This window comes from Micromonospora echinofusca (genome assembly GCF_900091445.1).
GTDB lineage: Bacteria > Actinomycetota > Actinomycetes > Mycobacteriales > Micromonosporaceae > Micromonospora > Micromonospora echinofusca.
In genome coordinates, this window is record NZ_LT607733.1 from 1,805,993 (window position 1) to 1,832,677 (window position 26,685).

18 protein-coding genes are annotated in these 26,685 nt (G+C 75.3%); 8 read left to right on the forward strand and 10 right to left on the reverse strand.

The window, feature by feature from the left end; genetic code table 11:
• Positions 1-112: 112 nt before the first annotated feature.
• The gene (locus GA0070610_RS08300; RefSeq protein ID WP_088999486.1) at positions 113-2,041 is read right to left on the reverse strand and encodes an anthranilate synthase family protein; all 1,929 of its coding nucleotides are present in this window, start codon (positions 2,039-2,041) and stop codon (positions 113-115) included.
• Positions 2,042-2,296: 255 nt separating this feature from the next.
• On the opposite strand from GA0070610_RS08300, the gene GA0070610_RS08310 reads away from it, so the two are divergent.
• The 3 genes from GA0070610_RS08310 (at position 2,297) to GA0070610_RS08320 (ending at position 6,744) form a co-directional block, all read left to right on the forward strand.
• Positions 2,297-3,676 carry an FGGY family carbohydrate kinase gene (locus GA0070610_RS08310; protein WP_088999488.1) on the forward strand — a complete coding sequence of 460 codons (1,380 nt, stop codon included), beginning with the start codon at positions 2,297-2,299 and terminating at the stop codon, positions 3,674-3,676.
• 99 nt (positions 3,677-3,775) lie between these two features.
• A complete protein-coding gene (locus tag GA0070610_RS08315; protein ID WP_088999489.1) occupies positions 3,776-6,325 on the forward strand; it encodes a sensor histidine kinase in 2,550 nt (849 codons plus the stop codon).
• Positions 6,322-6,744, forward strand: a complete 423-nt coding sequence (locus tag GA0070610_RS08320; protein ID WP_088999490.1) for a roadblock/LC7 domain-containing protein — start codon at positions 6,322-6,324, stop codon at positions 6,742-6,744. Before GA0070610_RS08315 ends, GA0070610_RS08320 begins: the two co-directional genes overlap by 4 nt.
• A 72-nt stretch (positions 6,745-6,816) precedes the next feature.
• Here the strand turns inward: GA0070610_RS08320 and GA0070610_RS08325 are convergent, their stop codons facing one another.
• Entirely contained in the window at positions 6,817-8,286 is a 1,470-nt protein-coding gene (locus GA0070610_RS08325) for a GH1 family beta-glucosidase (RefSeq protein ID WP_088999491.1), read from the reverse strand.
• A gap of 957 nt (positions 8,287-9,243) precedes the next feature.
• On the opposite strand from GA0070610_RS08325, the gene GA0070610_RS08330 reads away from it, so the two are divergent.
• The gene (locus GA0070610_RS08330; RefSeq protein ID WP_172896660.1) at positions 9,244-12,135 is read left to right on the forward strand and encodes a glycoside hydrolase family 48 protein; all 2,892 of its coding nucleotides are present in this window, start codon (positions 9,244-9,246) and stop codon (positions 12,133-12,135) included.
• Positions 12,136-12,419: 284 nt separating this feature from the next.
• Here the strand turns inward: GA0070610_RS08330 and GA0070610_RS08335 are convergent, their stop codons facing one another.
• A complete protein-coding gene (locus GA0070610_RS08335) occupies positions 12,420-13,112 on the reverse strand; it encodes a DUF3159 domain-containing protein (RefSeq protein ID WP_088999493.1) in 693 nt (230 codons plus the stop codon).
• 84 nt (positions 13,113-13,196) lie between these two features.
• Here GA0070610_RS08335 and GA0070610_RS08340 point away from each other — a divergent pair, with 84 nt between their 5' ends.
• On the forward strand, positions 13,197-14,093 hold the full coding sequence (locus tag GA0070610_RS08340; RefSeq protein WP_088999494.1) for a phosphatase PAP2 family protein: 897 nt from the start codon (positions 13,197-13,199) through the stop codon (positions 14,091-14,093).
• 4 nt (positions 14,094-14,097) lie between these two features.
• On the opposite strand, the gene GA0070610_RS08345 is transcribed toward GA0070610_RS08340, so the two are convergent.
• Complete coding sequence (locus GA0070610_RS08345) at positions 14,098-14,550, reverse strand: YbhB/YbcL family Raf kinase inhibitor-like protein (RefSeq protein WP_088999495.1); 453 nt, start codon at positions 14,548-14,550, stop codon at positions 14,098-14,100.
• A 110-nt stretch (positions 14,551-14,660) separates the two neighbouring features.
• Between GA0070610_RS08345 and GA0070610_RS08350 the strand changes: the two genes are divergently transcribed.
• Entirely contained in the window at positions 14,661-15,329 is a 669-nt protein-coding gene (locus GA0070610_RS08350) for a maleylpyruvate isomerase N-terminal domain-containing protein (RefSeq protein ID WP_088999496.1), read from the forward strand.
• Positions 15,330-15,401: 72 nt separating this feature from the next.
• On the opposite strand, the gene GA0070610_RS08355 is transcribed toward GA0070610_RS08350, so the two are convergent.
• On the reverse strand, positions 15,402-16,286 hold the full coding sequence (locus GA0070610_RS08355; protein WP_088999497.1) for a DUF1028 domain-containing protein: 885 nt from the start codon (positions 16,284-16,286) through the stop codon (positions 15,402-15,404).
• A gap of 126 nt (positions 16,287-16,412) precedes the next feature.
• Between GA0070610_RS08355 and GA0070610_RS08360 the strand changes: the two genes are divergently transcribed.
• Both GA0070610_RS08360 and GA0070610_RS08365 read left to right on the forward strand, forming a co-directional pair.
• Positions 16,413-17,387, forward strand: coding sequence for an LLM class F420-dependent oxidoreductase (locus GA0070610_RS08360; protein WP_088999498.1), 975 nt, complete (start codon positions 16,413-16,415; stop codon positions 17,385-17,387).
• Entirely contained in the window at positions 17,384-18,175 is a 792-nt protein-coding gene (locus GA0070610_RS08365) for an SDR family oxidoreductase (protein WP_088999499.1), read from the forward strand. The genes GA0070610_RS08360 and GA0070610_RS08365 overlap by 4 nt, the downstream gene beginning before the upstream one ends.
• Before the next feature lie 138 nt (positions 18,176-18,313).
• Here GA0070610_RS08365 and GA0070610_RS08370 read toward each other — a convergent pair whose 3' ends face one another.
• The 5 genes from GA0070610_RS08370 to GA0070610_RS08390 form a co-directional block, all read right to left on the reverse strand.
• The gene (locus GA0070610_RS08370; RefSeq protein WP_088999500.1) at positions 18,314-19,381 is read right to left on the reverse strand and encodes a DUF2855 family protein; all 1,068 of its coding nucleotides are present in this window, start codon (positions 19,379-19,381) and stop codon (positions 18,314-18,316) included.
• 88 nt (positions 19,382-19,469) lie between these two features.
• Positions 19,470-21,731 (reverse strand): DUF3488 and transglutaminase-like domain-containing protein, encoded by a 2,262-nt coding sequence (locus GA0070610_RS08375; RefSeq protein ID WP_231926170.1) that lies wholly within the window; start codon positions 21,729-21,731, stop codon positions 19,470-19,472.
• A 143-nt stretch (positions 21,732-21,874) separates the two neighbouring features.
• On the reverse strand, positions 21,875-23,044 hold the full coding sequence (locus GA0070610_RS08380; protein WP_088999501.1) for a DUF58 domain-containing protein: 1,170 nt from the start codon (positions 23,042-23,044) through the stop codon (positions 21,875-21,877).
• Positions 23,045-23,056: 12 nt separating this feature from the next.
• On the reverse strand, positions 23,057-24,052 hold the full coding sequence (locus GA0070610_RS08385) for an AAA family ATPase (protein ID WP_088999502.1): 996 nt from the start codon (positions 24,050-24,052) through the stop codon (positions 23,057-23,059).
• A gap of 27 nt (positions 24,053-24,079) precedes the next feature.
• On the reverse strand, positions 24,080-26,653 hold the full coding sequence (locus tag GA0070610_RS08390; protein WP_231926171.1) for a fibronectin type III domain-containing protein: 2,574 nt from the start codon (positions 26,651-26,653) through the stop codon (positions 24,080-24,082).
• Positions 26,654-26,685 lie beyond the last annotated feature (32 nt).

Consider the following 26,685-nt stretch of genomic DNA (forward strand, 5'->3'; position numbering starts at 1 on the left):
CGGGCCGGCCGGCCACGCGCCGTTGGCGGGGCCACGCGACCGGCGGCCCGGGCGGGGGCTCTCGGCCCGACCGGACCGCCGGTCGCAGCACCCCTACCCCCGTTCGGGTCGACTATGCACGCCCCGGCACCCTCCCGGCGGCCGCCGTCGCCGGGTTCCGTGGCGGCAGCAGCCCGCCCAGCAGGTCGGCGAGCACGGCCATGCCGTCGGGGCTGAGCACCGACTCCGGGTGGAACTGCACCCCGGCGAAGCCGCGCCCGCGCAGCGCGTGCACCGCGCCGTCGGCCGCGTCGCGGGCCAGCTCCACCGGGCCGTACGGGGTGACCAGCCGGTCGGCGTCGGCGCGTGCCGTGAAGCTGGAGTAGAAGCCCACCCGGCGGCGCGTGCCGAAGAGGTCGATCTCGCGCTGGAGGCCCTGGTAGGGGGCGTGCCGGCGGTGCGGGGCCAGCCCGAGGAGGCCGGCGAGCAGCTGGTGACCCAGGCAGACGGCCAGGGTGGGCCGGCCCTCGGCGAGCAGGCCGGCGAGCAGCCCGCGCATCGCGCGTATCTTCGGCTCGGTGGCGCTGCCCGGGTCGCCCGGTCCGGGGCCGACCACCACCAGGTCGTGGGCGTCCACGCGGCCGGCGGCGTGCCACGGGCGCAGCGTCACGACGAGGCCGAGCGCGCCCAGCTGGTGGGCCAGCATGCCGGTGAAGGTGTCCTCGCCGTCGACGATCAGCGCCCGCAGCCCGGCCAGCCCGGGCGGGCCGTCGGCGCCCGGCGAGCGCTGGTCCAGCCAGAACCGGGCCAGTGGCGCGTTGCGCGCGGCCAGCGCGGCGCGCACCTCGGGGTCGTCGGCCAGGCGTACGGCGGGGCCCGGGCCGGCGGCGGGCGCCTGCGGGCCGAGGCCCAGCGCGGCCAGTACGCCAGCCGCCTTGGCGTGCGTCTCGGCCACCTCGCCCTCGGCCGTCGAGTGCCGCACCAGCGTGGCGCCGACCGGCACCCGCAGCTCGCCGGCGGGGGAGATCTCGGCGGTACGGATCAGGATCGGCGCGTCCAGGGTCTGCCGGCCGGCGTCGTCGCGCCCGAGCAGCGCCAGCACCCCGGCGTAGTAGCGCCGCCCGGTGCGCTCGTGGCGGGCGATGACGCGGCAGGCGTTCTCCATCGGGCTGCCGGTGACGGTGGGCGCGAACATCGTCTCCCGCAGCACCTCCCGCACGTCCTTCGTGCCCCGGCCGGCGAGCAGGTACTCCGTGTGGGCGAGGTGGGACATCTCCTTGAGGTGGGGCCCGACGACCTGGCCGCCGTGCTCGGCGACCGTGGCCATCATCTTCAGCTCCTCGTCGAGCACCATGTACAGCTCCTCGACCTCCTTGGGGTCGGCGAGGAAGCGCAGCAGCGCGGCGCGGTCGGCCTCCGCGCCGGTGTGTCGGAAGGTGCCGCTGATCGGGTTCATCATGACCAGGCCGTCGTCGACGCTGACGTGCCGCTCCGGGCTGGCGCCGACGAGGATGCGGGTGCCGGTGTGCACCAGGAACGTCCAGTACGCGCCCCGTTCGCTCGCCAACAGCCGGCGCAGCGCGGCCAGCGCGGCGGCCAGCGGTGGGCCCTGCACGGTGGCGCGCAGGCAGCGGTGGATGACGAAGTTGGCGCCCTCGCCGCGCCCGATCTCCTCGGCGAGGACCCGGCCGACGGTGGCGGCGTACTCGTCGTCGGTGACGTCGAAGCCGGCGTCGGCGGTGCGTACGGGCGCGTCGGGCAGCGCGGCGAGCACCTCGGCGAGGCCGACCCGCTCGTGCCGGGCGATGTGCAGGAACTCCAGCGGGACGCCGTCGTCGACGCAGGCGAGGCCCCGCTCGGTGACCTGCCGGTACGGCACCAGCGCCAGGGTGCGGGGGCCGGGCGGCCCGTCGGGCAGTGGGAGGTCGGCGAGCCGGTCGGCCGTGCGTACCGTGCCGGTGAACAGCTCCAGGTGCGCGGCGCCCTCGCGTCGCACGAGCGCGAAGGGGCCTGGGTCGCCGCCGGTGGCGGCGGTGGCGAGCAGCGCGGTCAGGTCGGTCATCGGGGTCTCCTCGGGCCGGGCGGCGCCCGGCGGGGCGACCGGGAGGGCCGGGGAGAAGCCGGCGGCCGCCTCGTCGGGCGGCCGCGTGGGAAGCTACGCGCGGGGGATGGCCGCCGGGTCGGCGGGCCACCAGCAGGACAGGTGCGCGGGCATGTGATCACCCTACGGCCCGCCGTGGGCGACGGAAAGCCGATCGGGCGTACGGCCCACCCGCTGGGACGCCGGGACACGGCGCACCGGGTAACTTGACCCGCGATGAACATTCTCGCGCTCGACCTGGGCACCTCCTCGGTACGCGGACTCGTGCTGGACACGGACGCCCGCCCGCTGCCCGGCGCGCTGGCCCGGCGCAAGGTGAGCCTCGTCGTGCACGACGACGGCACCGGCACCCTGGACGGTCCCGGCTACCTGGCCTGCCTGGCGGAGTGTCTGGACGAGCTGGCCGCCGGCGGCCACCTGCGCGACGTGTCGCTGGTGGCGACGTCCGCGCAGTGGCACTCGGTGGTGCCGGTGGGCGCCGACGACGCGCCTCTCGGGCCGGTGTTGACCTGGCTCGACACCCGTCCGGAGGTGCCGGCCGGGGTGCCCGGCCCGGCCGACCCGGCGGACTTCCACCGGCGTACGGGCACGTGGTGGCACCGCTGCTACTGGTCGGTCCGGCTGCCGTGGCTGCGGGCGCAGGCCGGCGGCCGGATCGCCCGCTTCGTCGGCCTGGCCGAGTACGTGCTGGGCGAGCTGCTCGGCCGGGTGCCCATGTCGGTCTCCCAGGCCTCCGGCACCGGCCTGCTGGACCTGCGGACGCTGGACTGGGACGCCGAGGCGTGCGCGCTGGCCGGCAGCGACGCCGGCGAGCTGCCCGAGCTGGCCCCGTACGGGTGGCGGGGTCGGCTACGGCCAACGTACGCGTGGCGCTGGCCGCAGCTCGCCGACGTGCCCTGGGCGGGCCCGGTGGGCGACGGCGCGGCGTCGAACGTCGGCTCGGGTTGCGTGGAGCCGGGCCGGGTCGCGGTGACGGTGGGCACGTCGGCGGCGGTGCGGCTGGTGCAGCGCGTCCCGGCGGGGCAGGCCATGCCGCCGCTGCCCGAACAGCTCTGGCGCTACCGGGTCGACCACGAGCACGTGGTGACCGGCGCCGCGTACTCCTCCGGCGGGAACCTCTTCGCCTGGGCCAACCGGGAGCTGCGGTTGCCCGAGGGCGCCGAGCTGGACGTGGCCCTGGCCCGGGTGTCGCACGAGCGGGGCATGCCGGTCAACGTGCGCTTCGGCGGGGACCGGCCGCCCGGGATGGCGCCGGCGGGCTCGGGCGCGCTGGGGGGCCTGAGCTTCGGCACCACGGCGGTGGAGATCCTGGCGGGGCTGATGCGCGGCCTGTGCGACCTGGTCGCCGACGACCTGGTGACGTTGGAGTCCACCGTCGACGAGCCGGTCGAGGTGGTGCTCGGCGGGGGAGCGGTGGCGGCCTCCCGCTGGTGGCGTACGACGTTCGCCGCGGCGCTGGCGCCCCGGCCGGTGTGGTACGGCCGCAACCCGGAGGTCGGGGCGAGCGGCGCGGCACTGGTGGCGATGGATCGCCTGGGTGACGCCTCCCGGCTCGCCGCCATCGTCCGGACGGACGACACCGCCTCACCCTCCTGAGTCGCACCTCAGCCCGCCCCGTTGACACCGCTCCCGGGCCTGGTTGGATGGACTCCGCTCCCCGGCTCGCGGCGGACGCGGGACAGGCAGGAGGCAGGGGTGGGGGCAGGTCCGGAACCGTCCGACGGCACGGTGTCGCAGCACCGCCGACGCCGGTTCGACGTCCGGGTCGTGCCGCACCGCCGCCGTTCCCCGTTCCGGCTGCGGGACTGGCGGATGCGTACCAAGCTCGCCACCGTGCTGGTCATTCCGTCGGTCGCGTTCCTGGTGCTGGCCGGCGTGCAGACCCACACCCTGGTGGGGCGGACGACCGCGTTGGGCGACTTCGCCCAGCAGGTGGGCATCGGTCGGCAGGTCGTCGCGCTGGTGCACCAGCTCCAGCAGGAACGCGACCGGGCCGCCGGTGAGCTGGGAGAGCTGCGCCGGGGTGGCGCGGGCGTCGACCGGGACGCGGCGATCGTCCTGCTGAAGCCGTTGCAGGGCGCCACCGACCAGGCGCTGCGTGACCTGCGTCGGGCCGCCGAGCCGCTGGCCGACGCCGACGCCTCCTGGCGGGTCGCGTACTCGGAGGTGCTGGAGGCCTACGACCAGGTCGTCTACATCCGGGCGGCGATCCCCCCGGCGGTGCTGGGCAGCGACACCATCCTGAGCAACTACCACCGGGCCGTCGACGCGCTGCTGCGCCTGCTCGCCGAGCCGTCGCCGGGCGAGAACCGCCCGGCGCTCAGCGACGCGGTGCTGCGCTACGTGCAGCTCGCCCGGGTCAAGGAACTCTCCTCGCGGGTCCGCGCCCAGCTCTACGAGGCCGCCCGCGCCGGCCGGTACGGCGTCGAGGACCGGGTGGTCCTGAGCGACCTGCGCGCCCAGCAGCTGACGGCGCTCGGGGCGTTCCGGGTCGTCGCGACCGCCGCACAGGTCCGCCGCTTCGACGAGACCTCGGTGGACCCGGCGTTCCTGGCGGCCACCCGGCTGGAGGAGCAGAGCCTGCCGACCGGCGCCGCGCCGGCCGTGCTGCCGGCTCCACAGTGGTGGGCGGCCAGCGAGCAGCGTCAGGAGCTGCTGCGCCGGATCGAGGCGTCGGTGCTCGACGACGCCGTACGGCAGGCCGACGAGGTGAGCGCGTCGCAGCTGCGTACGACGCTGCTGGTCGTCGGCAGCATCGTCTCGGTGCTGCTGGTGGCCCTGCTCATCTCCGTGCTCGTCGGCCGGTCCATCGCCCGGTCGATGCGGCTGCTGCGCGGCCAGGCGCTGCGGATCGCCCAGCTGGAACTGCCGGAGGCCCTCGACCGGCTGCGGACCGTGACCGGGGGTGTCCCGACCATCGAGGTCCCGCCGGCGGTGGTCCGTTCGCTCGACGAGATCGGCGAGCTGGCGGAGGCGTTCGTGGCGGTGCACCGCAGCGCGGTCAACGTCGCCGTCGAGCAGGCGACGACCCGGCGCAACGTCAACGCGATGTTCGTCAACCTCGCCCGGCGCAGCCAGGTGCTCGTGGAACGCCAGTTGGAGCTGCTCGACGACCTGGAACGCGAGGAGAGCGACCCGGACCAGCTGGAGAACCTCTTCAAGCTCGACCACCTGGCCGCCCGGATGCGGCGCAACGACGACAGCCTGCTGGTGCTCGCCGGGACCGAGTCGACGCGTCGGTGGAACCGGCCGGTGGGGCTCGGGGCGATGCTGCTCGCCGCGAGCGCCGAGATCGAGCAGTACCAGCGGGTCCGGCACGGGGAGGTGGCCGACCTGCACGTCGTCGGCCACGCCGTCGGCGAGCTGGTCCACGTGCTCGCCGAGCTGCTGGAGAACGCCACCACCTTCTCCCGCCCGGACACGGTCGTGGGGGTCACCGCTCGGGCGGAGGGCGCCGGGGCGGTCATCGAGATCAGCGACCAGGGACTCGGCATGAGCGCGGCCGCCCTGGCCGAGGCGAACGCCGTCCTGGCCACCCCGCCGGCCGCCGACGTGGCGACGGTCGAGCGGATGGGCCTGTTCGTGGTAAGCCACCTGGCCGCCCGGCTGGGCGTCGAGGTGCGCCTCGACGGCGGCGAGGGCGGCCTCGTGGCCCGGGTACGGCTGCCCGGCGGTCTGCTGGCGGCGGCCCCCGATCGGGAGGCGCCCGTCCCGGCGCGGATGCTGACGGCCACGGCGGCGGGCGCGGGGTGGGGCGGCGTGCCGCCGGCGGGTGAGCTGCCGGTGGCCGGTCGGCCGCCGGTGTGGGGCGGCGCGCGGCCGGCGGGTGAGCTGCCGGTGGCCGGGCGCCGGGCGGAGACCGCGCCCCGGCAGGCCCGGTCGGTGCCGGTCCGGGCCGAGGACGTGCTCGCCCCGCCGGGCCGCCCGCCCGCGTCGGCCGGTGGCGGCTGGTGGTCCCGGCAGGGGCCGTCGCCGGCTTCCGCGCCGCAGGGCTCGCCGACGCCGCCGGCCGTTCCGGTCACCGGTGGGACGAATGAGCGCGGCCTGCCCGTGCGGGTGCCGATGGCGCAGCTCTCCGCCGTCACCCGGCCGCAGCAGCCGGTGGCGCGCCACGACCCGGACCCGGAGGCGGTCGGGGGGATGCTGTCGCGGCTCTACAGCGGGGTACGGCGGGCCGAGGCCGAGGACACCACGGAGATTTCCATGCCGCCGGGCGGCGTACGCACCGAAGGAGGACAGCGATGACGACGTTGAGCCGGGAAGCCCGCGACCTGAGCTGGCTGGTCAGCGGATTCGCGGAGCGGGTGCCGGGGGTGGTGCACGCCATCGTGGTCTCCTCCGACGGCCTGCTGGTCGCGATCTCCGACCACCTGCCCCGTGACCACGCCGACAAGCTCGCCGCGGTGACCTCGGGGCTGATGAGCATCACGGCGGGCGCGGCGCAGATGTTCGACGGCGACATCGTCAAGCAGACGGTCGTCGAGATGGGGCGCGGCTACTTCCTGGTCATGCAGGTGCGCGACGGTTCCATCCTGGCCACGCTCGCCGGTGCGGAGGCCGACATCGGCGTGGTCGGCTACGAGATGGCGCGACTGGCGAAGCAGGCGGGGGAGATGCTCACCCCGGCGCTGCGGGCGGAGCTTCAGCAGGCCCTGCCCCGCTGACCGGGGCGGCGCGCCCGCCCGGTGCCCACCCCGGCGCCGTCGACCGGTGCCGGGGTGGCGGGAGCCGGGCGGTCAGAGACCGTTGGCGGCGATGACCTGGCGGTACCAGTGCGCGCTGCGCTTGAGCACGCGTTGCTGGGTCTGGTAGTCCACGTAGACCAGTCCCCAGCGCTCGTCGTATCCCGCGTCCCACTCGAAGTTGTCGAGCAGGGACCACACGTGGTAGCTCTCCAGGGGTACGCCGGCGGCCACGGCCCGGTGGGCGGCGGCGAAGTGGTCGCGCAGGAAGGCCACCCGGCGGGCGTCGTCGACGGTACCGTCGGCGCCGAGGGTGTCCGGGGTGGGCAGCCCGTTCTCGGTGACGGTGAGCGGGATCGGGCCGTAGTCGCGGGTCACCCGGGTCAGGATGTCGTACATGCCGTCGGGGTGGATCTGCTGCCAGGGGGCCTGTGAGGTGGGCCAACGCGGGATCGACGTGCCGTCGCCGTCGAGGTAGTACGGGGTGTAGTACTGCACGGCGAGCAGGTCCACCGGCGCCGAGATGGTCGCCAGGTCGCCGTCGCGGATGCCGCGGACCAGCCGGCTGTCGGGGCCGAGGTCGTCGAGCACGTCCTGCGGGTAGCGGCCGGTGAGGATCGGGTCGAGGTAGAGGCGGTTCTCGTAGCCGTCGTGCAGCCGGGCGGCCCGGGCCGCCTCGGGCGAGTCGTCGGCCGGGTAGCAGGGGTGCAGGTTGAGTGCCGGGCCGATCCGGCCGGCGCCGGTGGCGCGGTGCGCCGCGACGGCGAGCCCGTGGGCCAGGTGGAGGTGGTGGGCGACCAGGTACGCGGCGTCCGGGTCCTGCCGGCCCGGAGCGTGGTGGCCCACGAGGTAGCCGTTCTGCACCACGGTCTTCGGCTCGTTGACGGTCAGCCAGACCGGGACCCGGTCGCCGAGCGCGCGGAAGACGATCTCGGCGTAGTCGGCGAAGCGGTGGGCGACGTCGCGCGACTCCCAGCCGCCGGCGTCCTGGAGGGCCTGCGGCAGGTCCCAGTGGAACAGCGTCGCCATGGGTGCGATGCCCCGCTCGTGCAGGCCGTCGACGAGGCGGCGGTAGAAGTCCAGCCCGCGCTGGTTGGGCGCGCCGGTGCCGTCGGCCTGCACGCGTGGCCAGGAGATGGAGAAGCGGTAGCTGTGCAGCCCGAGGTCGCGCATCAGGTCGAGGTCCTCGGCATAGCGGTGGTAGTGGTCGGCGGCGACGTCGCCGGTGTCGCCGTTGCGCGTGCGGCCGGGCGTACGGCTGAAGGTGTCCCAGATGGACTCGCCGCGGCCGTCCTCCTTGGCGGCGCCCTCGATCTGGTAGGCGGAGGTGGCCGCGCCCCAGCCGAAGCCCGGGGGGAAGCGCAGGGCGCCCGCCGGCGGCGCGTCGGTGCGCGGCGCGGGGCCGGCGGGCCGGTTCGCGTCGCCCGCCACGGCGGCGTCGGGCGTGCCGGTGCCGGCCGGGTCGGCGTGGGCGGTGGCGGAGAGCGCGGCGCCGTGGGGCGGGCGCGGGGTGGGCATCGACATCGGTTCTCCTCATGGTCTGCGTGGCCACCGCCGGGCCGGGAGCGCTCCCAGCATAGGGCAGGAGGCCCCGGGCGGTCGCCTCCGCCCGACGCTGCCGGGTGGGACGACCGAAGGTGGAAGAAGGGTGCGTCGTACGTCCGTGACGGCCCTGCGGGAGCGGGGGCGCGGTGGCGCGCCGGCGCTCGGGGCGACCGGCCGCGGGACGCCGGGGCGCCGGGGGCGCGGGGCGTCGACCGGGCGGTACGGGCGGACAGCGTGCGAGGCCGGTCGGAACGGCGACACGGCCAGTCCCGTCGGCCTCTTTTCCCATCGTGCAAGGGGGTTTAGTGTGGGGACGGGGGAGGGCAACCCCCGTCCCCACCATTGCTGCACACGCACGGGCGGAATTGGCGTCCTGTCGTGCGTGTCGCGCGGGAGCCGGGCCACGCGAGTGGCTAGAGGATCCACCTCCCTCCGTGTCGGCGGGATGGCTGACGGCGGTGTCCGGGCTGGCCCGCCGTCAGCCTCGGGCTGACTCCCCGGTTTCCGTCGTCCGACGAATCCCGGGTGATCTTCTAGTTGGAACTCCATCGATGGAAGCGCTCCCATCGACCGATGTTGCGACTGTAACGCCCGTCACGACTTTGTGAAAGCCCCAAAACGAGATCGAAACGTGTTGCTGCCTCATGGCGCGGCCGGCCATTGTGGGAGCGCTTCCATGCATGGCACACTGTCGCCACCGCGACGCGGAGCCAGATCGCGCATGCGTGGGTCGCCGAGGGCAGCCGGTGTCTCCGGTACGGCATCCGACGCACCGGTGGAGTCGCCGCCCCGCACGGGGCGCCGCCCGCCGCACCCCGGCCTCGGGCCGGGGCGACCACCATCCCGGGCGCCCGGAGCACCTTCACGGGCAGGGCGCCCCGCCGGGGCCGCACCGTCCCCGGCCAGGTCCGAGGAGACACCGCGCACATGAGAAATCTGGCAAGACGTCGCCGCCTGGCGATGGTCGCCGCCGCCGCGCTCGCCGTGGGCGGGGTGACCCTGCCGGCCGGCGCCGCGCAGGCCGCCCCCGCCTGCGACGTGGTCTACGCGACGAGCGACTGGAGCAACGGCTTCACCGCCAACGTCACCATCAAGAACCTCGGCGACCCGATCAACGGCTGGACGTTGAAGTTCGCCTTCCCCGGCGACCAGAAGGTCACCCAGGGCTGGTCGGCCAGGTGGAGCCAGAGCGGCAACCAGGTCACGGCCACCAACGAGGCGTGGAACGGCAGCATCGGCACGGGCGCCTCCACCAGCATCGGCTTCAACGGCACGCACGGCGGCGCCAACCCGAAGCCGACCTCCTTCTCGGTCAACGGCGTCACCTGCGGCGGCACCCAGCAGCAGCCGCCGACGGTCGCGCTCAACGTGCCGGCCGGCCCGTTCGAGGCCCCCGCGGACGTGCCGCTGAGCGCCACCGCAAGCGACCCGGACGGCACGATCAGCAAGGTCGAGTTCTACCGCAACGGCCTGCTGGTCAACACCGACACCACCGCCCCGTACGGCTACACGCTGGAGGACCTGCCCGCCGGCGCGTACACCGTGCAGGCCAAGGCGTACGACAGCGCCAACCTGACCGCCACCGCCGAGAAGGCCTTCACCGTCACGCCCGCGTCCGGGCCGGTGCTGGTCGCCACCCCGTCGGCGGTGAGCGTGACCGAGGGCGGCAGCTCGACGGTCAACCTCAAGCTCAGCGCGGCGCCCACGGCCAACGTGCCGGTCTCGCTGGCCCGCACCGGCGACACCGACATCACCGTCTCGCCGGCCTCGGTGACGCTGACCCCGAGCAACTGGAACACCGGGGTGAACGTCACCGTCGCGGCGGCCGAGGACGCCGACACGCTCGGCGGCACCGCCACCGTCACCGCCTCGGCCACCGGCTACGCCCCGCTGGCCATCACCGCCACCGAGATCGACAACGACACCGGCGGCGGGGACGACACCTACGTCAAGCGGTTCCTCGACCAGTACGGCAAGATCAAGAACTCGGGCTACTTCAGCCCCGAGGGCGTGCCGTACCACTCCATCGAGACGCTGATCGTCGAGGCGCCCGACCACGGCCACGAGACGACCTCCGAGGCGTTCAGCTTCTGGCTGTGGCTGGAGGCCCAGTACGGCCGGGTGACCCAGAACTGGGCGCCGTTCAACAACTCCTGGACGGTGATGGAGAAGTACATCATCCCGTCGCACGCCGACCAGCCCACCGCGGGCGCGGCCGGCACCGCGCAGTACGCCGCCGAGCACGACCTGCCCAGCCAGTACCCGTCGCAGCTCGAGGCGTCCGTGCCGGTCGGCCAGGACCCGCTGCGCGCGGAGCTGCAGAACACGTACGGCACCGGCGACATCTACGGCATGCACTGGCTGCTCGACGTGGACAACACCTACGGTTACGGCCGCTGCGGCGACGGCAACACCCGGCCGGCGTACATCAACACCTTCCAGCGGGGCACCCAGGAGTCGGTGTGGGAGACCGTGCCGCAGCCGTCCTGCGACACCTTCGCCCACGGTGGCCCCAACGGCTACCTCGACCTGTTCGTCAAGGAGGCGAACGCGCCGGCGAAGCAGTGGAAGTACACCAACGCCCCCGACGCCGACGCCCGCGCCGTGCAGGCCGCGTACTGGGCCCTGACCTGGGCCAAGGAGCAGGGCAAGGAGGCCGACGTGGCGGCCACCGTGGCCAAGGCCGCCAAGATGGGTGACTACCTGCGCTACGCCATGTTCGACAAGTACTTCAAGAAGATCGGCAACTGCGTCGGGGCCGCCACCTGCCCGGCCGGCACCGGCAAGGACTCGGCGCACTACCTGATGTCCTGGTACTACGCCTGGGGCGGCGCGTACGAGCCGAACCAGAACTGGTCGTGGCGCATCGGCTCCAGCCACAACCACTTCGGCTACCAGAACCCGTTCGCGGCCTGGGCGCTGACCAACGTCAACGAGCTGAAGCCGAAGTCGCCGACGGCCGTCACCGACTGGACCAAGAGCCTGGAGCGGCAGCTGGAGTTCTACACCTGGCTCCAGTCCGCCGAGGGTGGCATCGCCGGCGGCGCGACCAACAGCTGGGGCGGGCACTACGGCCAGCCCCCGGCCGGCACGTCGACCTTCTACGGCATGTACTACGACGTCGACCCGGTCTACAACGACCCGCCGTCGAACCAGTGGTTCGGCATGCAGGCCTGGTCGATGCAGCGCATCGCCGAGCTGTACCTGGAGACGGGCAACGCCAAGGCCAAGGCCCTGCTCGACAAGTGGGTGCCGTGGGCGATCGCCAACACCACCCTGGGCACCAACTGGTCGATCCCGTCGGACATGAAGTGGACCGGCCAGCCGACCACCTGGAACCCGGCCAACCCGCAGCCCAACACCAACCTGCACGTCGAGGTCACGGTGAAGGGCCAGGACGTCGGCATCGCCGCCGCCTACGCCCGCACCCTCATCGCGTACGCGGCGAAGTCGGGCAACGCGGCGGCGAAGACCACCGCCAAGGGGCTGCTGGACGCCCTGCACGCGGCCAGCGACGCGCAGGGCGTCTCCACCGTGGAGAAGCGCGGCGACTACCGCCGCTTCGACGACGTCTACGACGCCAGCACCGGCCAGGGCCTGTACGTGCCGCCGGGCTGGACGGGGACCATGGCCAACGGTGACGCCATCGCCGCGGGCAAGAGCTTCCTCGACATCCGCTCCTTCTACAAGAACGACCCGGCCTGGCCGAAGGTCCAGGCGTACCTCGACGGCGGTCCCGAGCCGGAGTTCAAGTACCACCGGTTCTGGGCGCAGGCGGACGTCGCCATGGCGTACGCCGACTACGGCAAGCTGTTCCCCAACGGCTGAACCGACTCCTCCGGGTGGGCGGCGCGGCCCGCCCACCCGGAGGCCGACCGGGCCCTGGGGGAGCGGAGACACCCGGTCGGCGGACGGCCTGACTCCCACGGTCAGGCCGGGGTGGGCCGGCCAACCGGCCGACGCAGCGGGGCAGCCGGCCCACCCCACCACACCCGGATACGCACCCGGCGCGAAAACGCCCGAAAAACCGGCCACCACGGGATCACGTGCGGGGCCGTAACGGAGTAACGTACGTCACCGGAGAGGCCGCTCCCCCCGTGGCGGCCTCTCCCTTACTTTCCCGCCGGCTCCACCGGCGCAGTGGCCGGCACGACCGGGTGACGCAGCCCCGGATGGCCGGCCGGCAGCGACCGGCGCACCACCACCCAGCTCACCGCGAGCACCGCCGCCACCAACGGCCAGGACAGCGCGACGCGGGCCACCGTCAGCGCGAGCACCTGACCGCCGAGCCACAGCGGCAGGAACACCGCCACGCGCAGCACGTAGGACACCGCCCACACCCAGCTGCCCCGGCCGTACGCCCGCAGCAGCGCCGGATCCCGGCGCCACCGGGTCTTCTGGCCGAGCGCGGCGCCCACCACCACCCCGAGCAGCGGCCAGCGCACCACGATGCTGACCACCCAGGCGAGCGTGCTCGCCGCGTTCGACAGCAACTGGACCAGGAAGAAGTCCTCGGCGCGACCGGTGCGCAACGCGACCAGCGCCGCCACGCAGACTGCCAGCAGCCCGATCAGCACCGAACGCGGCCGGCCACCCCGGTGCAGCCGCCAGCCGGCCAGCACGGCGCCGGTGAGCACCGCCGTGCCCACCCCGCCCCACAGCGAGTGCCCGCCGAGCAGCCAGCCGAGCGCGAACGCCACCGGCGGCAGGCTGGCGTCGACCGCGCCGCGGCGACCGCCGAGCAGGTCAGCGAGCGTCTCCGGCCGGTCCGCCGGGGCCGTCGCACGCTCCGGTGTACGCGTCACCGCACCCTCCTCACGTCCGCCACCAACCTAGCCGTCCCCGACCGGCAGGCCACCCGCCGACCGGGGTGCGCCTGCCGCTACGGTGTGCGGGTGCGAGCGACGCCGAGAGGTTGGACCGCGGTCTGGTTGGTCGTCCTGGCGATCGTCCAGGCGGCGGCCTTCATCGCGGTGTGGCGGGTCGCCGTGCACGTCGAGATCGGCCAGTGGGTCGACACCGTCGCCCTGACCGGCAACCGGATCGGGCAGGACCACATCGAGGACCCGGTGGACCGGATCCTCAACGCCATGTCGGTCGTCTCGCTGCTGGCGGCCACCGCGGTGATCGGCTTCATCGCCCTGATCCGGGGCCGGGTCGCGCTGGCCGTGACGGCGACCCTGCTGATCGCCGGCGCCAACGCCACCACCCAGCTGCTCAAGTACGGCCTGGTCCGGCCCGACTTCGGCATCGACCCCGAACGGATCTACGCCGGCAACAGCCTGCCCAGCGGGCATGCCACCGTCGCCGCGTCGGTCGCGGTGGCCCTGGTGCTCGTTCTGCCCCGCAAGGTACGGGTCTTCGGCGCGTTCCTCGGCGCCGGCTACGCCGCGGTCTCCGGGGTGGCGACCCTCTCCGCCGGCTGGCACCGGCCCAGCGACGCCGTGGCCGCGTTCCTGATCGTCGGGGTCTGGGCGGCGCTGGCCGGGCTGCTGCTGCTGATCACCCAGCGGGAGCAGGCACAGGTGGAGTCGGCCGACGCGCACCGCGTCGCCGCGACGGTGCTCGGCGTCGGCGGCGCCCTGGCGGTGGTGGCCTGCGGGTTCGCCCTCGCCTGGCTGGTCGACCTGCGCGGACAGCCGCCCGTGCTGCCCGCCGAGCTGGCCCGCCGGCCGCTGCTCGTCGGCTACGCGGGCAGCGCCGCCGGGATCGTCGGCACGATGGGCGTGGTGATGGCACTGGTGCTCGCCGCCGTGCACCGGCTGGTGCCCCGGGTCAAGGGCTGACGCCTCAACGGGAGTAGGTGCCCACCATCGTGCCGCTCGCGACGTCGCGTTGCACGAGCAGCCGGTGCACCTCGTCGGCCTGCGGCGCCTCGGGCAGCTCCAACGGTCGGTCCAGGGCGTAGAGGCGGAAGAAGTACCGGTGCGGATCGTCGCCCTGCGGCGGGTGCGGGCCGCCCCACCCCGTCGTGCCGAAGCCGTTGGGCCACTCGCGGCCGCCCAGGGGCACGCCCCCCTCCGGCGAACCGGCGGCGCTCGGCGCGATCCCGGTGACCAGCCAGTGCAGGAACGGCGTCTTCCCCGCGTCCGGGTCCTCGACGAGCAGGACCAGCTCGGCCACCGACTCCGGCACCTGCGCCCACTCCAGTGGCGGCGACACGTTGCCGCCCTCCTTCGAGAAGCGGCTCGGCAGCATGTCGTGGTCGTTGAACGCGGTGCTGCGCAGCATGATCCCGGCCATCCTGGCGCTCCTCTCGTCGGCCCGCCGCGCGTACCCGCCGGGCGGGCCCCGAAACGGCCGCGCCGGGTGTGAGAGGGTCGGACGGGCGTACGGGACGGGGGAGGGGACCGGTGGAGGGCGTACGGACGGCGTTCCGGGACGAGTGCGAGCGCCTCGGCGAGGTGCTGCGCGGCGTCGACGAGGCGGATCTGGACCGCCCGACCGACTGCCGGCCGTGGACCGTACGCGAACTGCTGGCCCACGTACGCACCGGTGCGGGCAGGCTGGTCGACATGCTCGCCGCGCCGGCCCCGGGTGAGGCGCGCATCGACGCCGCCGCCTACTTCGGCGCCGCCAAGTTCACCCCGCCCGTGGACGCCGCCCGCGTCGACGCCGGCCGGCGGGAGGCCCGGGAACTCGACGGCGCGGCCCTGGTGGCCGACTTCGGCCGGGCCTGGCGCGCCGCCCTCGACGCCGTCGACGCCGCGCCGCCGGACCGGGTGGTACGCACCCGGCACGGCGACGCGATGGCGCTCGGCGAGTTCCTGCGTACCCGCGTCGTGGAGGTCGGCGTGCACGGCCTGGACCTGGCGGCGGCGCTCGGGCGGCGGCCGTGGCTGACGCCCACCGCGGCGCAGGTCGTCGCCGACCTGCTCACCGGCGGGCGGCCGGTCCCGGCCGCGCTCGGCTGGGACCGGCTCACGCTGATCCGCAAGGCGACCGGCCGGGCCGCCCTCACGGCCCGCGAGCGGGCCGTCGTCGACGCCGCCGGCTTGCGCTGGCTCTCCTTCGGCGGCTGATCCGGGCAGGGCCCCGATCCTGGCCCCGGGCCCGTGCCCGCCGCCCCCGAGAGGCACGGCATGGCGTGCGGGTCAGGCTTCGGCGGCGAGCGGGTCAGGCGCCGGGCGCGGGGCGGGCACGTGCGGGACGGCCTTGCGCAGGTGGTCCAGCACGACCGGGTCGATGCGGCCGGGCACCAGGCGCTCCTCCAGGTTCTCCAGGCCCGCCCAGGAGAAGAGCGCCTCCTCCGGGCCCGCCGGATCGACCGGATGCCCGAGTGCGGCCAGCAGCGCGCCGACCTCGGCCGCGACCGCGCCCTTCAGGTCGAGCAGGGTGGCCGGGTCGGGCCGGGTGAACAGCAGGGTGTGCACCGCGAGCAGCCGCCCCAGCTCGGCGACCGGGTCGGGATGGTCGTCGACCCGCAGGTCGACCAGGACGTCGCCGGTGCCGTCGTAGCCGCCGCCGCGCTCGACCACGAGCAGCCCTGCGCTCTGCCGGCCGCGCCGGTCGCCGCCGGCCTGGTCCCCGGCGCGCAGCGCGGCCAGCAGCCGGTCGGCGAACGGCAGCGCGGCCCCGCCCAGCCAGGCGTCGCGGACCGCGTCGATGACCTGCGGACCGACCAGGATGTTGCCCTGCGCGGCCCAGCCGTCCCCGGACTGGCCGCCGGCCCAGGGGTGGCAGGCGGGGCCGGTCCAGGTGGCGCCGGCACCGGTGGCGGCGACCACACCGAGCTGGCGATGGTCCCGGTCCGGGTCGGCGGCGACCAGCCCGGCCACGACGTCGGCGGCAGCGACCCCGGTGCGCAGCAGCGCCAGCCCCTGCGGCCGGTAGGCGAGGTTGACGTGGGCCTGGGTGGCGAGCGCGCCGACCTCGGCCTCGGCGGCTGGCACCAGCGCACCGGCGGCCAGGAACCGGCTGGCCACGACGACGCCGTGGCGGCGGCCGTCCGCCGAGCGGGCGACGAGCGAGAAGGTCACGCATGGAGACTATCTCCCGCCCCTGCGTACATATCCTCAGGCTTCGATGGGTGTGGGATCCTCAACGGGATCTTGCTCTGCGGCCCGGCGAGCGGGCACCATCGACCGATGACGACGCGATGGGGCATGACCGTGCCGCTGGACGGCATCCCGCTCGCCGAGCACGCCGCGGTCTACGCGGCCCTCGACGGGGCCGGCTTCACCGACGTGTGGTCCTCGGAGGTCAACGGGGCCGACGCGTTCACCCCGCTGGCGCTCGCGGCCGCCTGGCAGCCCCGGCTGCGCCTGGGCACCGCGATCACGCCGGTCTTCACCCGGGGCCCGGGTCTGCTGGCGATGAGCGCGGCGGCGCTGGCCGACGCCGCGCCCGGCCGGTTCGCGCTCGGCATCGGCGCGTCCTCGCCGGTCGTGGTCGGCAACTGGAACGCCGTGCCGTTCGACCAACCGTTCCGGCGCACCCGCGACGTGCTGCGGTTCCTGCGCGCGGCACTGGCCGGGGAGACCGTCGACGAGAAGTACGACACCTTCGCCGTGCGCCGCTTCACCCTGGACCGCAGGCCCGCCGTGCCGCCGTCGCTGCTGCTCGCCGCGCTGCGCCCCGGCATGCTGCGGCTGGCCGGCGCCGAGGCCGACGGCGTCATCCTCAACTGGCTCGCCGCCACCGACGTGCCCCGGGCGCTCGCCGAGGTGGGCCAGCGGCGCCCCGGCTTCGAGGTGGTCGCGCGGATCTTCGTCTGCCCGACCGAGGACGCCGCGCACGCCCGCGCCCTGGGCCGCCGGCTGATCACCAGCTACCTCACCGTCCCCGCGTACGCCGAGTTCCACCGCTGGCTGGGCCGGGAGGGGGTGCTCGGGCCGATGTGGCAGGCCTGGGCCGCCGGGGACCGGCGCGGCGCGGGCGCGGCGGTGCCCGACGAGGTCGTCGACGCGCTGGTGCTGCACGGCTCGCCGGAGCACTGCCGTGAGCAGGTCCGCCGCTACGTCGACGCCGGCGTGGACGTACCGGTGCTGGCCCTGCTGCCCACCCCGGAGCTCGCGGCGGGTGGCGCGGCGGCGCTGGGGGACCTGATCACGCGCCTGGGTGGGGGTGGGTCGCGGTGAACCTGACCGACCGGGTGGTGGTGATCACCGGCGGGGCCGGCGGGATCGGCTCGGCCCTGGCCCGCCGCTTCGCCGCCGAGGGTGCCGCCGCCGTGGTGGTGGCCGACCTCGACCTCGACGCGGCCCGCGCGGTGGCCGACGGCCTCGGCCCGGTCGCCCACGCCGTCGGGCTGGACGTCACCGACGAGGAGCAGGTCCGCGCGCTGGTCGCCGACACCGAGCAGCGGTACGGGCGCATCGACCTGTTCTGCGCCAACGCGGGCGTCACCTCCGGCGGCGGGATGGAGGTCGACGACGCGGGCTGGGACCGCGCCTGGCGGGTCAACGTGCTCTCCCACGTCTACGCGGCCCGCGCGGTGCTGCCGGCGATGCTCGCCCGGGGCGGCGGCTACCTGCTGCACACCTGCTCGGCGGCGGGCGTGCTGACCTCGGTCGGCGACGCCCCGTACGCCACGACCAAGCACGCCGCCGTCGGCTTCGCCGAATGGCTCTCGGTCACCTACCGCGATCAGGGCGTCCGGATCAGCGCGCTGTGCCCGCAGGGCGTGGACACGCCGATGCTCGCCGACGGGCTGGCCGCCGGCCACCTGGGCGCCCGCGTGGTGGCCGCCTCCGGCGCGGTGCTCACCGGAGACCAGGTCGCCGACGCGGTGGTCGCCGGACTCGCCGAGGAGCGCTTCCTGATCCTGCCGCACCCCGAGGTCGCCGACTACGCCCGCCGCAAGGCCGAGGACCCCGACGGCTGGCAGTCCGGCCTGCGTAAACTCGTCCGCCGCCTGAGGGCGTAGCCGCTGTCGTCGGGCGGAGGTCGACCGGCGACACGGAGGTCCGACCGGGCCGGTTCCCGGCGGCGCGTGTGACCGAAGCTCGGGCCAAACCCCGGTCCCGGCCGCAGCCGGGACCGGGGCGACGTCGTGGAAAGCCGCTCACAACTGCACGATCTGACCCACGCGTGGCGGCGTCCGGCCGGCGAGCGTCTCCGACCAGGCACGTCGCAGGGCGTCGTGGCCGGCGTCGACCCGGACGTCGAGCCACCCGCTCACGACCCCGGTGAACCGCTGCCAGGCGTCGGTGAACCGCTGGTCGAGCCCGTCGCGGCCCCAGTCCTGGCGGCGCTTGCGCATCTGCACCGGGGCGAAGAACACCTCTCCGGCGGCGTCGGCGTTCGGAGTCTGGGTGGTGAGGCCGACCGCGACGTCCCGCACGAACCGGTCGCCGAGGTGCTCCCGCAGGGCCGCGCGGGTGGCGGGCGCCCCCGACAGGTCGAGGTAGGCGGTCGGTACGGCGGCCAGGGTGTCGATGTCGTCGTAGGTGAGGACGTCGTCGTAGCAGCCAAGGGACCGCGTGAACGCCAGGTTGCCGGGGGAGGTGAGCCCGACCAGGCGCGGGCCGCGGCCGTGCAGCTCGAACGCGGCGGCGTACGCGGTCTTGCTGGACGCCGACGACAGCACCAGCGAGTGTGCTCCGTAGAAGTCGTTGTCGACGACCTGGTCGGCCAGCATGAAGGAGGTGAAGAACAGCGGCCGGAACAGGACCAGCAGGTCCTCCTGGTCTTCCCGGTACGCCGGGTCACCTGCGGTCGCCCGGTACACGTTGTACGGCGAGGGCAGGTCGGCCCGGTGCCCGCTCGCGTCGCGGAACCCGGAGTCGTCCACCCGGTCCGGCCGGACCACCAGGTGACCCGCCGGTGGGAGGTAGCCGTAGACCCGCTGCCCGGCCGTGACCCCGTCGACCGTCGACTCGACCACCTCGGCGAAGCCCCACAGTGGCGGCAGTCCCCACTGCGGGCCGAGTCCACGGGGGCCGGGCGGGAAGAACTGCCAGTACCGCATCGAGTCGCCGAGCACCGCGTAGGTGACGTTGTTGGCGGTGAGGCCGACGCGGTCGACCCGCAGCAGCGCCTCGCCGTCGGCGAGGGTGGGCGTCGCGCCCTCGACGAGGGTGGTCCGGCTGAGGTCGTCACGGGCGACGGCGAAGGTCCAGGAAGCAGGCATGGGCCGACGCTAAGCAGACCGCAGCGCCGAGACAAGTGCACTGTGAGTGCAAAATACCACTCGCCGGCCGGGTTGACGGAGCGGCCGCTCAGCGGGGCCAGCGCAGGGGGCCGGGGCACACCGACCACAGGAGCCGGCGCCACCAGGGGCGGGCGGCGCGCAGCGCGGCGACGTAGTCGCCGGCCGTCGCCACCGCCCGGGCCGCCTGCTCCGCGCTGGCCGTCCCCGGGGCGAACGCCGTCTGGTTGACCAGCCCCGCCAACTCCTCGACGTCAGCCTCGACGGGCAGGACGGCGCGGGCGCGGGCGGCGACCTCGGAGGCGGAGAGGTCCCTGCCGACCGGGTGACCGGCCAGCCGCAGCGCGTCGGTGACCTCCCGCCAGGCGCCGGCGATGCGCTGGCCGGGGTCGCCCCGCTCCAGCCGCGCCCGGGTCAGCGCCCGGCGCATCAGCAGCAGCGCGAGCAGCGCGGCCACGACCAGCAGCAGCATGCCGCCCGTACCGCCGCCGACCAGCAGCGCCGTCGACGGCCCGGCGTCGGCCGGCCCGTCCGGCGCGGCCACCGGCTCCGGCGACACGGTCGGCTCGACCGTCGGCTCCGGCACCTCCGACGGGGGCGGGTCCTCCGGCGCGGGACGGAGGTCCTCCTCCACCGGGCGCGGCTCCTCGTCGGGTCGGGGCAGCGGGTCGAACGGCACCCAGCCCAGCCCCTCGAAGAGCACCTCCGGCCAGGCGTACGCGTCGCCGGCCCGGACCGGGCCGTCGCTGGCGGCGCGGAAGCCCACCACCACCCGGGTCGGCAGCCCGGTCAGCCGGCCCAGCACGGCGAACGCCGCCGCGAACTGCTCGGAGGTGCCCCGCTGGCCGCCCGCGTTGCGGGGCCCGAAGAGGAAGAAGTTCAGGTTCGGGTACGCGTGCCCGCTGGGCGCGTCCGCGACGAGGCGGTAGTGCTCGGCGAGGAACTGCTCCACGGCGGCGGCCCGCGCGTACGGGGCGCCATTGGACTCGGCGAGCTGGGCGGCGAGGCGGCGCAGCGGATCGGGCACCCCGTCGGCGACCCGCAGCACCCGGGCCACCTCCTCGCCGGCCGGTACGTCCGCCGTGGCGAGCAGGTTGGCGTCCGGCGTCTCCAGTGCCGACGTCACGCTGTAGCGCAGCCCGGGGGTCAGGCCCTCCGGGCGGATCAGCGTCCCGGTCGTGGGGTCGTACGCGACCCGCGCGCCGGTGACCTGGCGCGGGGTGGCGACGGCGGGCAGCAGCCGGCCGCTGAGCCCGGCGACGGTGATCTCCTGCCGTACCGTCTCCACGATGCTGTCGGGCGCCGGCGCCGTCACGGGCAGGATCCGCCCCGCGTTGCGGTACGTGGCGCCGACCCGCCAGGTCACCCCGTCGTAGTCGCTGAGCACCGCCAACCGGACCGGCACCGGGCGTCCGGCGGCGCCCGGCCCGGCGTCCGGCCCGGGGTCCGGGGCGGGCGTGGAATCCGGCGGGCCCGAGCGCTGCGTGCGCACGTCGAACAGCTGCTGCCCGGGGTTCAGCGCCCAGCCGGAGATGCGGATGAGCGGGTTCTCGTCGAGGGTCTCCACCTGCGGGGGCTCGACGTACCGCCGGGGATCCACCGGCCGGCCGTCGACCTGGCCGGCGACCAGCGGAGCGATCAGCGCGACCATCCCGAGCACCACCACGAGGCCGGCGGCGGAGGCGGCGGCGAGCCGGGCGCGGACGGCGGCGCGGACCGCCGGGGCCAGCCCGGCGGCCGCGTCGGCGCCGGCCGCGCCGCGCGCCGGCACCGCCAGCCCGAGCACCGCCACGGCCGCGAGGGCCAGCGTCGGCCCGATCGCGGGATCGGCGTTCGGGCCGACGACGTAGAGCGCGGCGGCGTAGAGCAGCACCGGCGGCAGGTAGCCGAGCAGCACCCGGCCCGCCCGCATCGCCACCTCCGCGCCGGCGAGGCCGGCCAGCCACCCGGCGACCAGCGGCACCAGCACCGTGTCGGGGGTCGGCTCCACCGGGATCATCGCCGTCAGCAGCCGGGGGATGCCGTTCGCGGCGGCGTCCGCGGTCACCTCGGCCAGGCCTCCGGGCAGCTCGGCCCGGGTGGCGGTGAGCCGCAGCGACCAGGCCGTCCAGCCCACCATCGCGAGCACCGAGACGGGCGCGACCAGCCACGAGGGCAGCCGGCGGGCGGCCACGCTGACGAGCACCGAGCCGACCGCCGCGCCGAGCACCAGCCAGCTCAGCAGCGGCCCGGCGTACACCCGGCCGAGCACCGCGCCGGCCAGGCTGATCATCGCGATCAGCGCCAGCGGCACCGGGACCGCCCGCAGCGCCCGCGCCGCCGACCGCGTCACCCCGGCGGCCCCATCGCCACCGCCACCGGCCGGCCCGGCGGTGTCGCCAGCTCCGCCGCCAACCCCGGACGGTCCGGCGGTGTCCGTCGCGACGCCGCCGGTGCTCCGCTCCGCCGGACCGTCGGGAACACCGTCGGCCACCGTCACCACCTGCGCACCCCGTCCCACTCGGCGGCGAACGCCGCACCGTCGGCGGCGTCGATCACCACCAGGCCGGCCGCGCCCGACGGCGCCGGCTCCGTCGCCCCGAAGACCCCCACGACCACCGACGGGTACGCGGCCCGCAGCGCCCCCACCGCGCCCATGTCGTCGCGGCCACCCGGCCCGGTGAGGAAGACCAGCGTGTCGCCGAGCCGCTCCCGCCGCAGCCGGGCGGTGGCGGGTTGCAGGTCGCCCGCGTCGGCGAGTTCCGCCGCCGCGAGCCGGTCCAGCGGCCCCTGCGCCGCCTCGTCGCCCCGGGCCGCCGCGAGGCCGGCCGGCTCCGGCGCGACCAGCAGCAGCACCACCGGCAGGGCCTCGCGGTACGCGGCGACCAGCACCGACGCGGCGGCCTCGCACGCCGACTCGAACGACTCGGCCACCCCGTCGACGCGCTGCGGGTGGGCCACCGCCCGGTTGTCCAGCAGCACCACGATCCGGGGCAGGCTGGTGTCCACGTTCTCGCGCACCATCAGCTCGCCCACCCGGGCGCTGGTGCGCCAGTGCACCCGGCGCAGCTCGTCACCGACCACGTACTCACGCAGCGAGTCGAACGTGATCGACCCGTGCGGCACCTTGTCCACCCGGCCGTCCAGGCTGCGCCCCGCGCCGGTGGGCACCGCGTTCAGCGGGTGCACGCGTGGGTGCACCCAGACCGGCACCGTGCCGCCGTACGGGCGGGACAGCGTCACCAGGCCCAGCGGGTCGCGGCGGGTCACCCGCAGCGGGCCCACCGGCACCACGCCCCGCCGGTCGGTCGGCACCTCGTAGCGGACGGTGCTGTCGCGGCCCGGCCGCAGCCGCAGCAGCGGCACCGGAACCGACCGGTCCCCGCAGCGGTCCTCGGCCACCAGGCTCGCCGCCCGCAGCCGCCCGGCGTTGCGCACCGTCAGGGTCATCATCGCCGCCTCGCCGCGCGCCACCCGGTCCGGATCGGCGCTGCGGGTCACCTCCAGGCGGGGTCGCCAGGCCGCGGTCAGCGCGGCGTAGGCGACGGCGATGCCGGCCGCCGCGCCGAGCAGGGTCAGCTCCGGGTACGCGAAGCGGAAGCCGGCGCCGAGCAGGACGACGGCGGCGACGAGCAGCCCGACGCACCGGGCGGTGAGCGCGGACACCGGCGTCGCCGGTCAGCCCTGGACCGGGGCCGGCTGGCCCGAGGGCAGCGGCACGGGCACCGAGGCGATGGCCTGGCGCAGCACCTCGGCGGCGCTCACCCCGCGTACCTGCGCGTCGGGGGTGAGCAGCAGCCGGTGGGCGAAGACCGGCTCGGCCAGGGTCTTCAGGTCCTCCGGCATGATCCAGCCGCGCCCGTCGATCAGCGCGTACGCGCACGCCGCCCTCGTCAGCGCGATCACGCCCCGGGGGCTGACGCCGACGCGCACCTGCGGGTGGTTGCGGGTGGCCGCGGCCAGCCGCACCGCGTACGCGTAGAGCGGCTCGGCGATGTGCACCCGGCGGGCCATGCGGACCATCTCCCCGACGGTGGCCGTGTCGGTGACCGCCGTCAGCGCCTCGGGGGAGCGGACCGTCGCGCCGCGCAGCACTTCCACCTCGACGGCCTCGTCGGGGTAGCCGACGGAGAGCTTCACGAGGAACCGGTCGAGCTGGGCCTCGGGCAGCCGGTAGGTGCCGTCCATCTCCACCGGGTTCTGGGTGGCCACCACCAGGAACGGCTGCGGCACCGGGTGCCGGACGCCGTCGACGGTGACGGTGCGCTCCTCCATCACCTCCAGCAGCGCCGACTGGGTCTTCGGCGACGCCCGGTTGATCTCGTCGGCGATGACGATGTTGGCGAAGACCGGCCCCGGGTGGAACTCGAATCCCCGGGTGGCCTGGTTGAAGATCGTCACCCCGGACACGTCGGAGGGCAGCAGGTCGGGGGTGAACTGGATGCGCCGCCACTGCCCCTTCACCGTCGCCGCGACGGCCCGGGCCAGGGTGGTCTTGCCGACGCCGGGCACGTCCTCCAGCAGCACGTGCCCCTGGGCGAAGAGCGCGGTCAGCGCGAGCCGGACCACCTGGGGCTTGCCCAGCACCACCGCGTTGACGTTCTCGGCCAGCCGGGCGGCGAGGGCGGCGAAGCCCTGCACCTCCGGCTGGGTGAGCGGTTCTGGGGTGTTCACGGCGGTGGTGCTCCTTGCCTGGGTGGGTCAGCAGGTGGGCAGGTCCTTGATGTCGTCGCCGCCCTCCAGGTTGAGCCAGGCCCAGGGGATGTAGTTGCGTCCCTTGTAGTCGACCTGCACCCACCAGGTGCTGCGCTTCTCGTTGTTGTAGATGTAGGCGTAGACCTCTTCGCCTTGTTTCTTGCAGTGGGCCTTGAGCCGGGTGCCGTTCGCGACCCAGCCGGCCTGCCGGTCGTTGTCCTGCCTGGTGACCTCGAAGATCTCGTTGCCGTTGCGTTCGCCAGGGATCTCCCGGCTGCAGTAGCTGGCCTCGGCGCCGGAAGAGCCGTTGCGGCAGGTCGCGATGCCGTAGAGGGCGCCGGTGGCCTGGGCGCGGGTGGCGGTGCCCTCGCCGGCGGCGTTGCTCGCCGTCACGGTGAACGTGTACTTCGTGCCCGGCGTCAAGCCCGTCATCGTGATGCTGGAGCAGCTTCCGGTCTTCGCCGGCTCGCCGCCGGTGCTCAGCGAACAGGTCGCCTTGCCGCCCCCGGCGTCCACGGTGAACGTCACCGTCACCGAGGTGGCGGTGGCCGAGGAGCCCGTCACGGTGACGCGGGGCTCGGCCACCGTACGGGCCGTGGTGGTGGCCTCCGGGCCGGGGCCGGCCTCGTTGACCGCCCGCACCCGCACGGTGACGTTCTGGCCGTTGCCCAGCCCGTCCACCGTGGCCTGCGTGTCGGTCACCTCGCTGCTGCGCCCGCCCACGTCCACCACGTACTTCGTCACGGGGCGGCCGTTCGCCGCCGCCGGGGACCACCGCACCGCCACGGCGCCCGGCCGGTCGGCCACGGTGCTCGCCCGCAGCTCGCCCGGGCGCTCCGGCGCCGCGTACGGCACGACGGTGTTGCTCACCGGCGAGGCCGCCGAGCCGGCGCCCCGGTCGTTGACCGCGACCACCGTGAACGCGTACTGCGTGCCGTACTCCAGCTCGCCCGCCGGCACCACCAGCTCGGTGCGGCGGGACTCGCCGGCGGGGGCGTTGGTGCCCGCCGACGTGGCCGTGACCACGTACTTCGCGATCCTGTTGCCCTGCCCGTTCGCGGCCGGCCACTTCACCAGCACCGTGCCGTCCGGGCGTTCCTGGGCGGTGACGGCGGCCGGCGGGTCCGGCACGGCGGCCGTGGGCGTCACCGGGTTGCTGGTGCGCGCGGGACCGTCGCCCTTCGCGTTGACCGCGTGTACCGAGAACCGGTACGTCTCGCCGTTGGTCAGGCCCTTGATCTCCACGGCCCGCTGGTTGGCGCCCACCTGCACGCGCTGGCCGGCGCCCTGCACCACGTACCGGACGATCTCCGCCCCGTTGGCCGGGGCCGGCCGCCAGCTCACCCGGGCCTGCGCGTTGCCGGCGGCGGCGGTGACGCCGCGCGGCGCGCCCGGCTTGCCCACCTCGGGCTTCTTCGGCGGGGGCGGCGGCGGGGGAGCCGGCGGCGGGTCGCCGCCGAGCACGTCGTTGGCGTACTTGTCGACCTCGCGGACCTGGTGCCTGTCGTCCACCACCTGCGCGGTCGCCGAGTCGGGGGCGTTGATGAACAGGTGGTTCTCCCGCACCTCCAGCTCCAGCGGCCCGGTGCCCCGGCCCCGGATGGTGTCGACGAGTTGCCCGCCGGAGTCGAACGCGTAGACCGTGCCGGACGCCTCGTCGGCGCAGTAGTAGCGGCCGGCCCACGCCACGGCCGGGCTGAGCTTGTCGCCCGCGCCCGGCACGGTGAACACGCGCACCGCGCCGTCGTCGTCGACTACGTGCACCCGCCGCTCGCCGGGCACCGTCACGGGCACGTCCGGCCCGCTGGTGCGCGCCGGCAGCGCGCCCGGCGCGGTCATCGTCAGCGGCGTGGTCCGCACCTTGCCGCGCTGCACGGTCACCAGCGCCCCGGCCGTACGGTCGAGCACCGCGACGCCGTCGTCCAGGGTGGAGACCACCAGCTCGTGGCTGGCTTCCGCGACGTCGTACGTCTCGACCTTCTTCGGGCTGAGACCGGCCCCGGCGGGCGCGGCCGACGCGGGCGCGGACGGCAGCGGCGCGGCGGTGATCGCCGAGACGGTGCCCTCGCTCGGGACCGCGATCCACAGCCGCCCCTCGCCGTCGAAGGACCCGCCGGTGATGCCCGGCGGGTAGCGCACCGGCTCACCGACCGGCGTCAGCGACCGCGGGTCGAGCTGCCGGACGACGCCCTGCACGGCGTCGACGACGAACGCCGCGTCCTCGTGCAGGGCGACGTTGACGCCCAGCCCCGGGGTCGTCCGGGTGGTCGCCGTGATCTGGAGGGTGGCCAGGTCCAGGGAGCTGACCTGCCCGGTGTTCAGGTCCCGCAGGACCAGCAGCCGGTCGGTCTGGGTGACCTGCATCGGGTGTCGACGGGCACCCGGGACCCCGACGCGGGTGTCGACCCGGGCGGTGATCCCGTTGACGCGGGCCAGCTCGCTGCGCGCCGCGCTCCACAGCCAGGAACTCGCGTCGTGGCTCGCCACCGCGTTGTCCGCCGCGCCGAGCCCGTGCACGGTGAGCCCCATGGCGGCCAGCAGCGCGGCGACCGTCGCGATGGTGACGACCCCGCCACGCATCCGGCGGGGCCGGGGACGCGGGGGACCGGTGC

Coding starts and splice junctions, on each gene's coding strand:
- GA0070610_RS08300 (WP_088999486.1), bottom strand. CDS start 2,041: ATGACCGACCTGACCGCGCTGCTCGCCACCGCCGCCACCGGCGGCGAC.
- GA0070610_RS08310 (WP_088999488.1), top strand. CDS start 2,297: ATGAACATTCTCGCGCTCGACCTGGGCACCTCCTCGGTACGCGGACTC.
- GA0070610_RS08320 (WP_088999490.1), top strand. CDS start 6,322: ATGACGACGTTGAGCCGGGAAGCCCGCGACCTGAGCTGGCTGGTCAGC.
- GA0070610_RS08325 (WP_088999491.1), bottom strand. CDS start 8,286: ATGTCGATGCCCACCCCGCGCCCGCCCCACGGCGCCGCGCTCTCCGCC.
- GA0070610_RS08345 (WP_088999495.1), bottom strand. CDS start 14,550: ATGGCCGGGATCATGCTGCGCAGCACCGCGTTCAACGACCACGACATG.
- GA0070610_RS08360 (WP_088999498.1), top strand. CDS start 16,413: ATGACCGTGCCGCTGGACGGCATCCCGCTCGCCGAGCACGCCGCGGTC.
- GA0070610_RS08370 (WP_088999500.1), bottom strand. CDS start 19,381: ATGCCTGCTTCCTGGACCTTCGCCGTCGCCCGTGACGACCTCAGCCGG.
- GA0070610_RS08390 (WP_231926171.1), bottom strand. CDS start 26,653: ATGCGTGGCGGGGTCGTCACCATCGCGACGGTCGCCGCGCTGCTGGCC.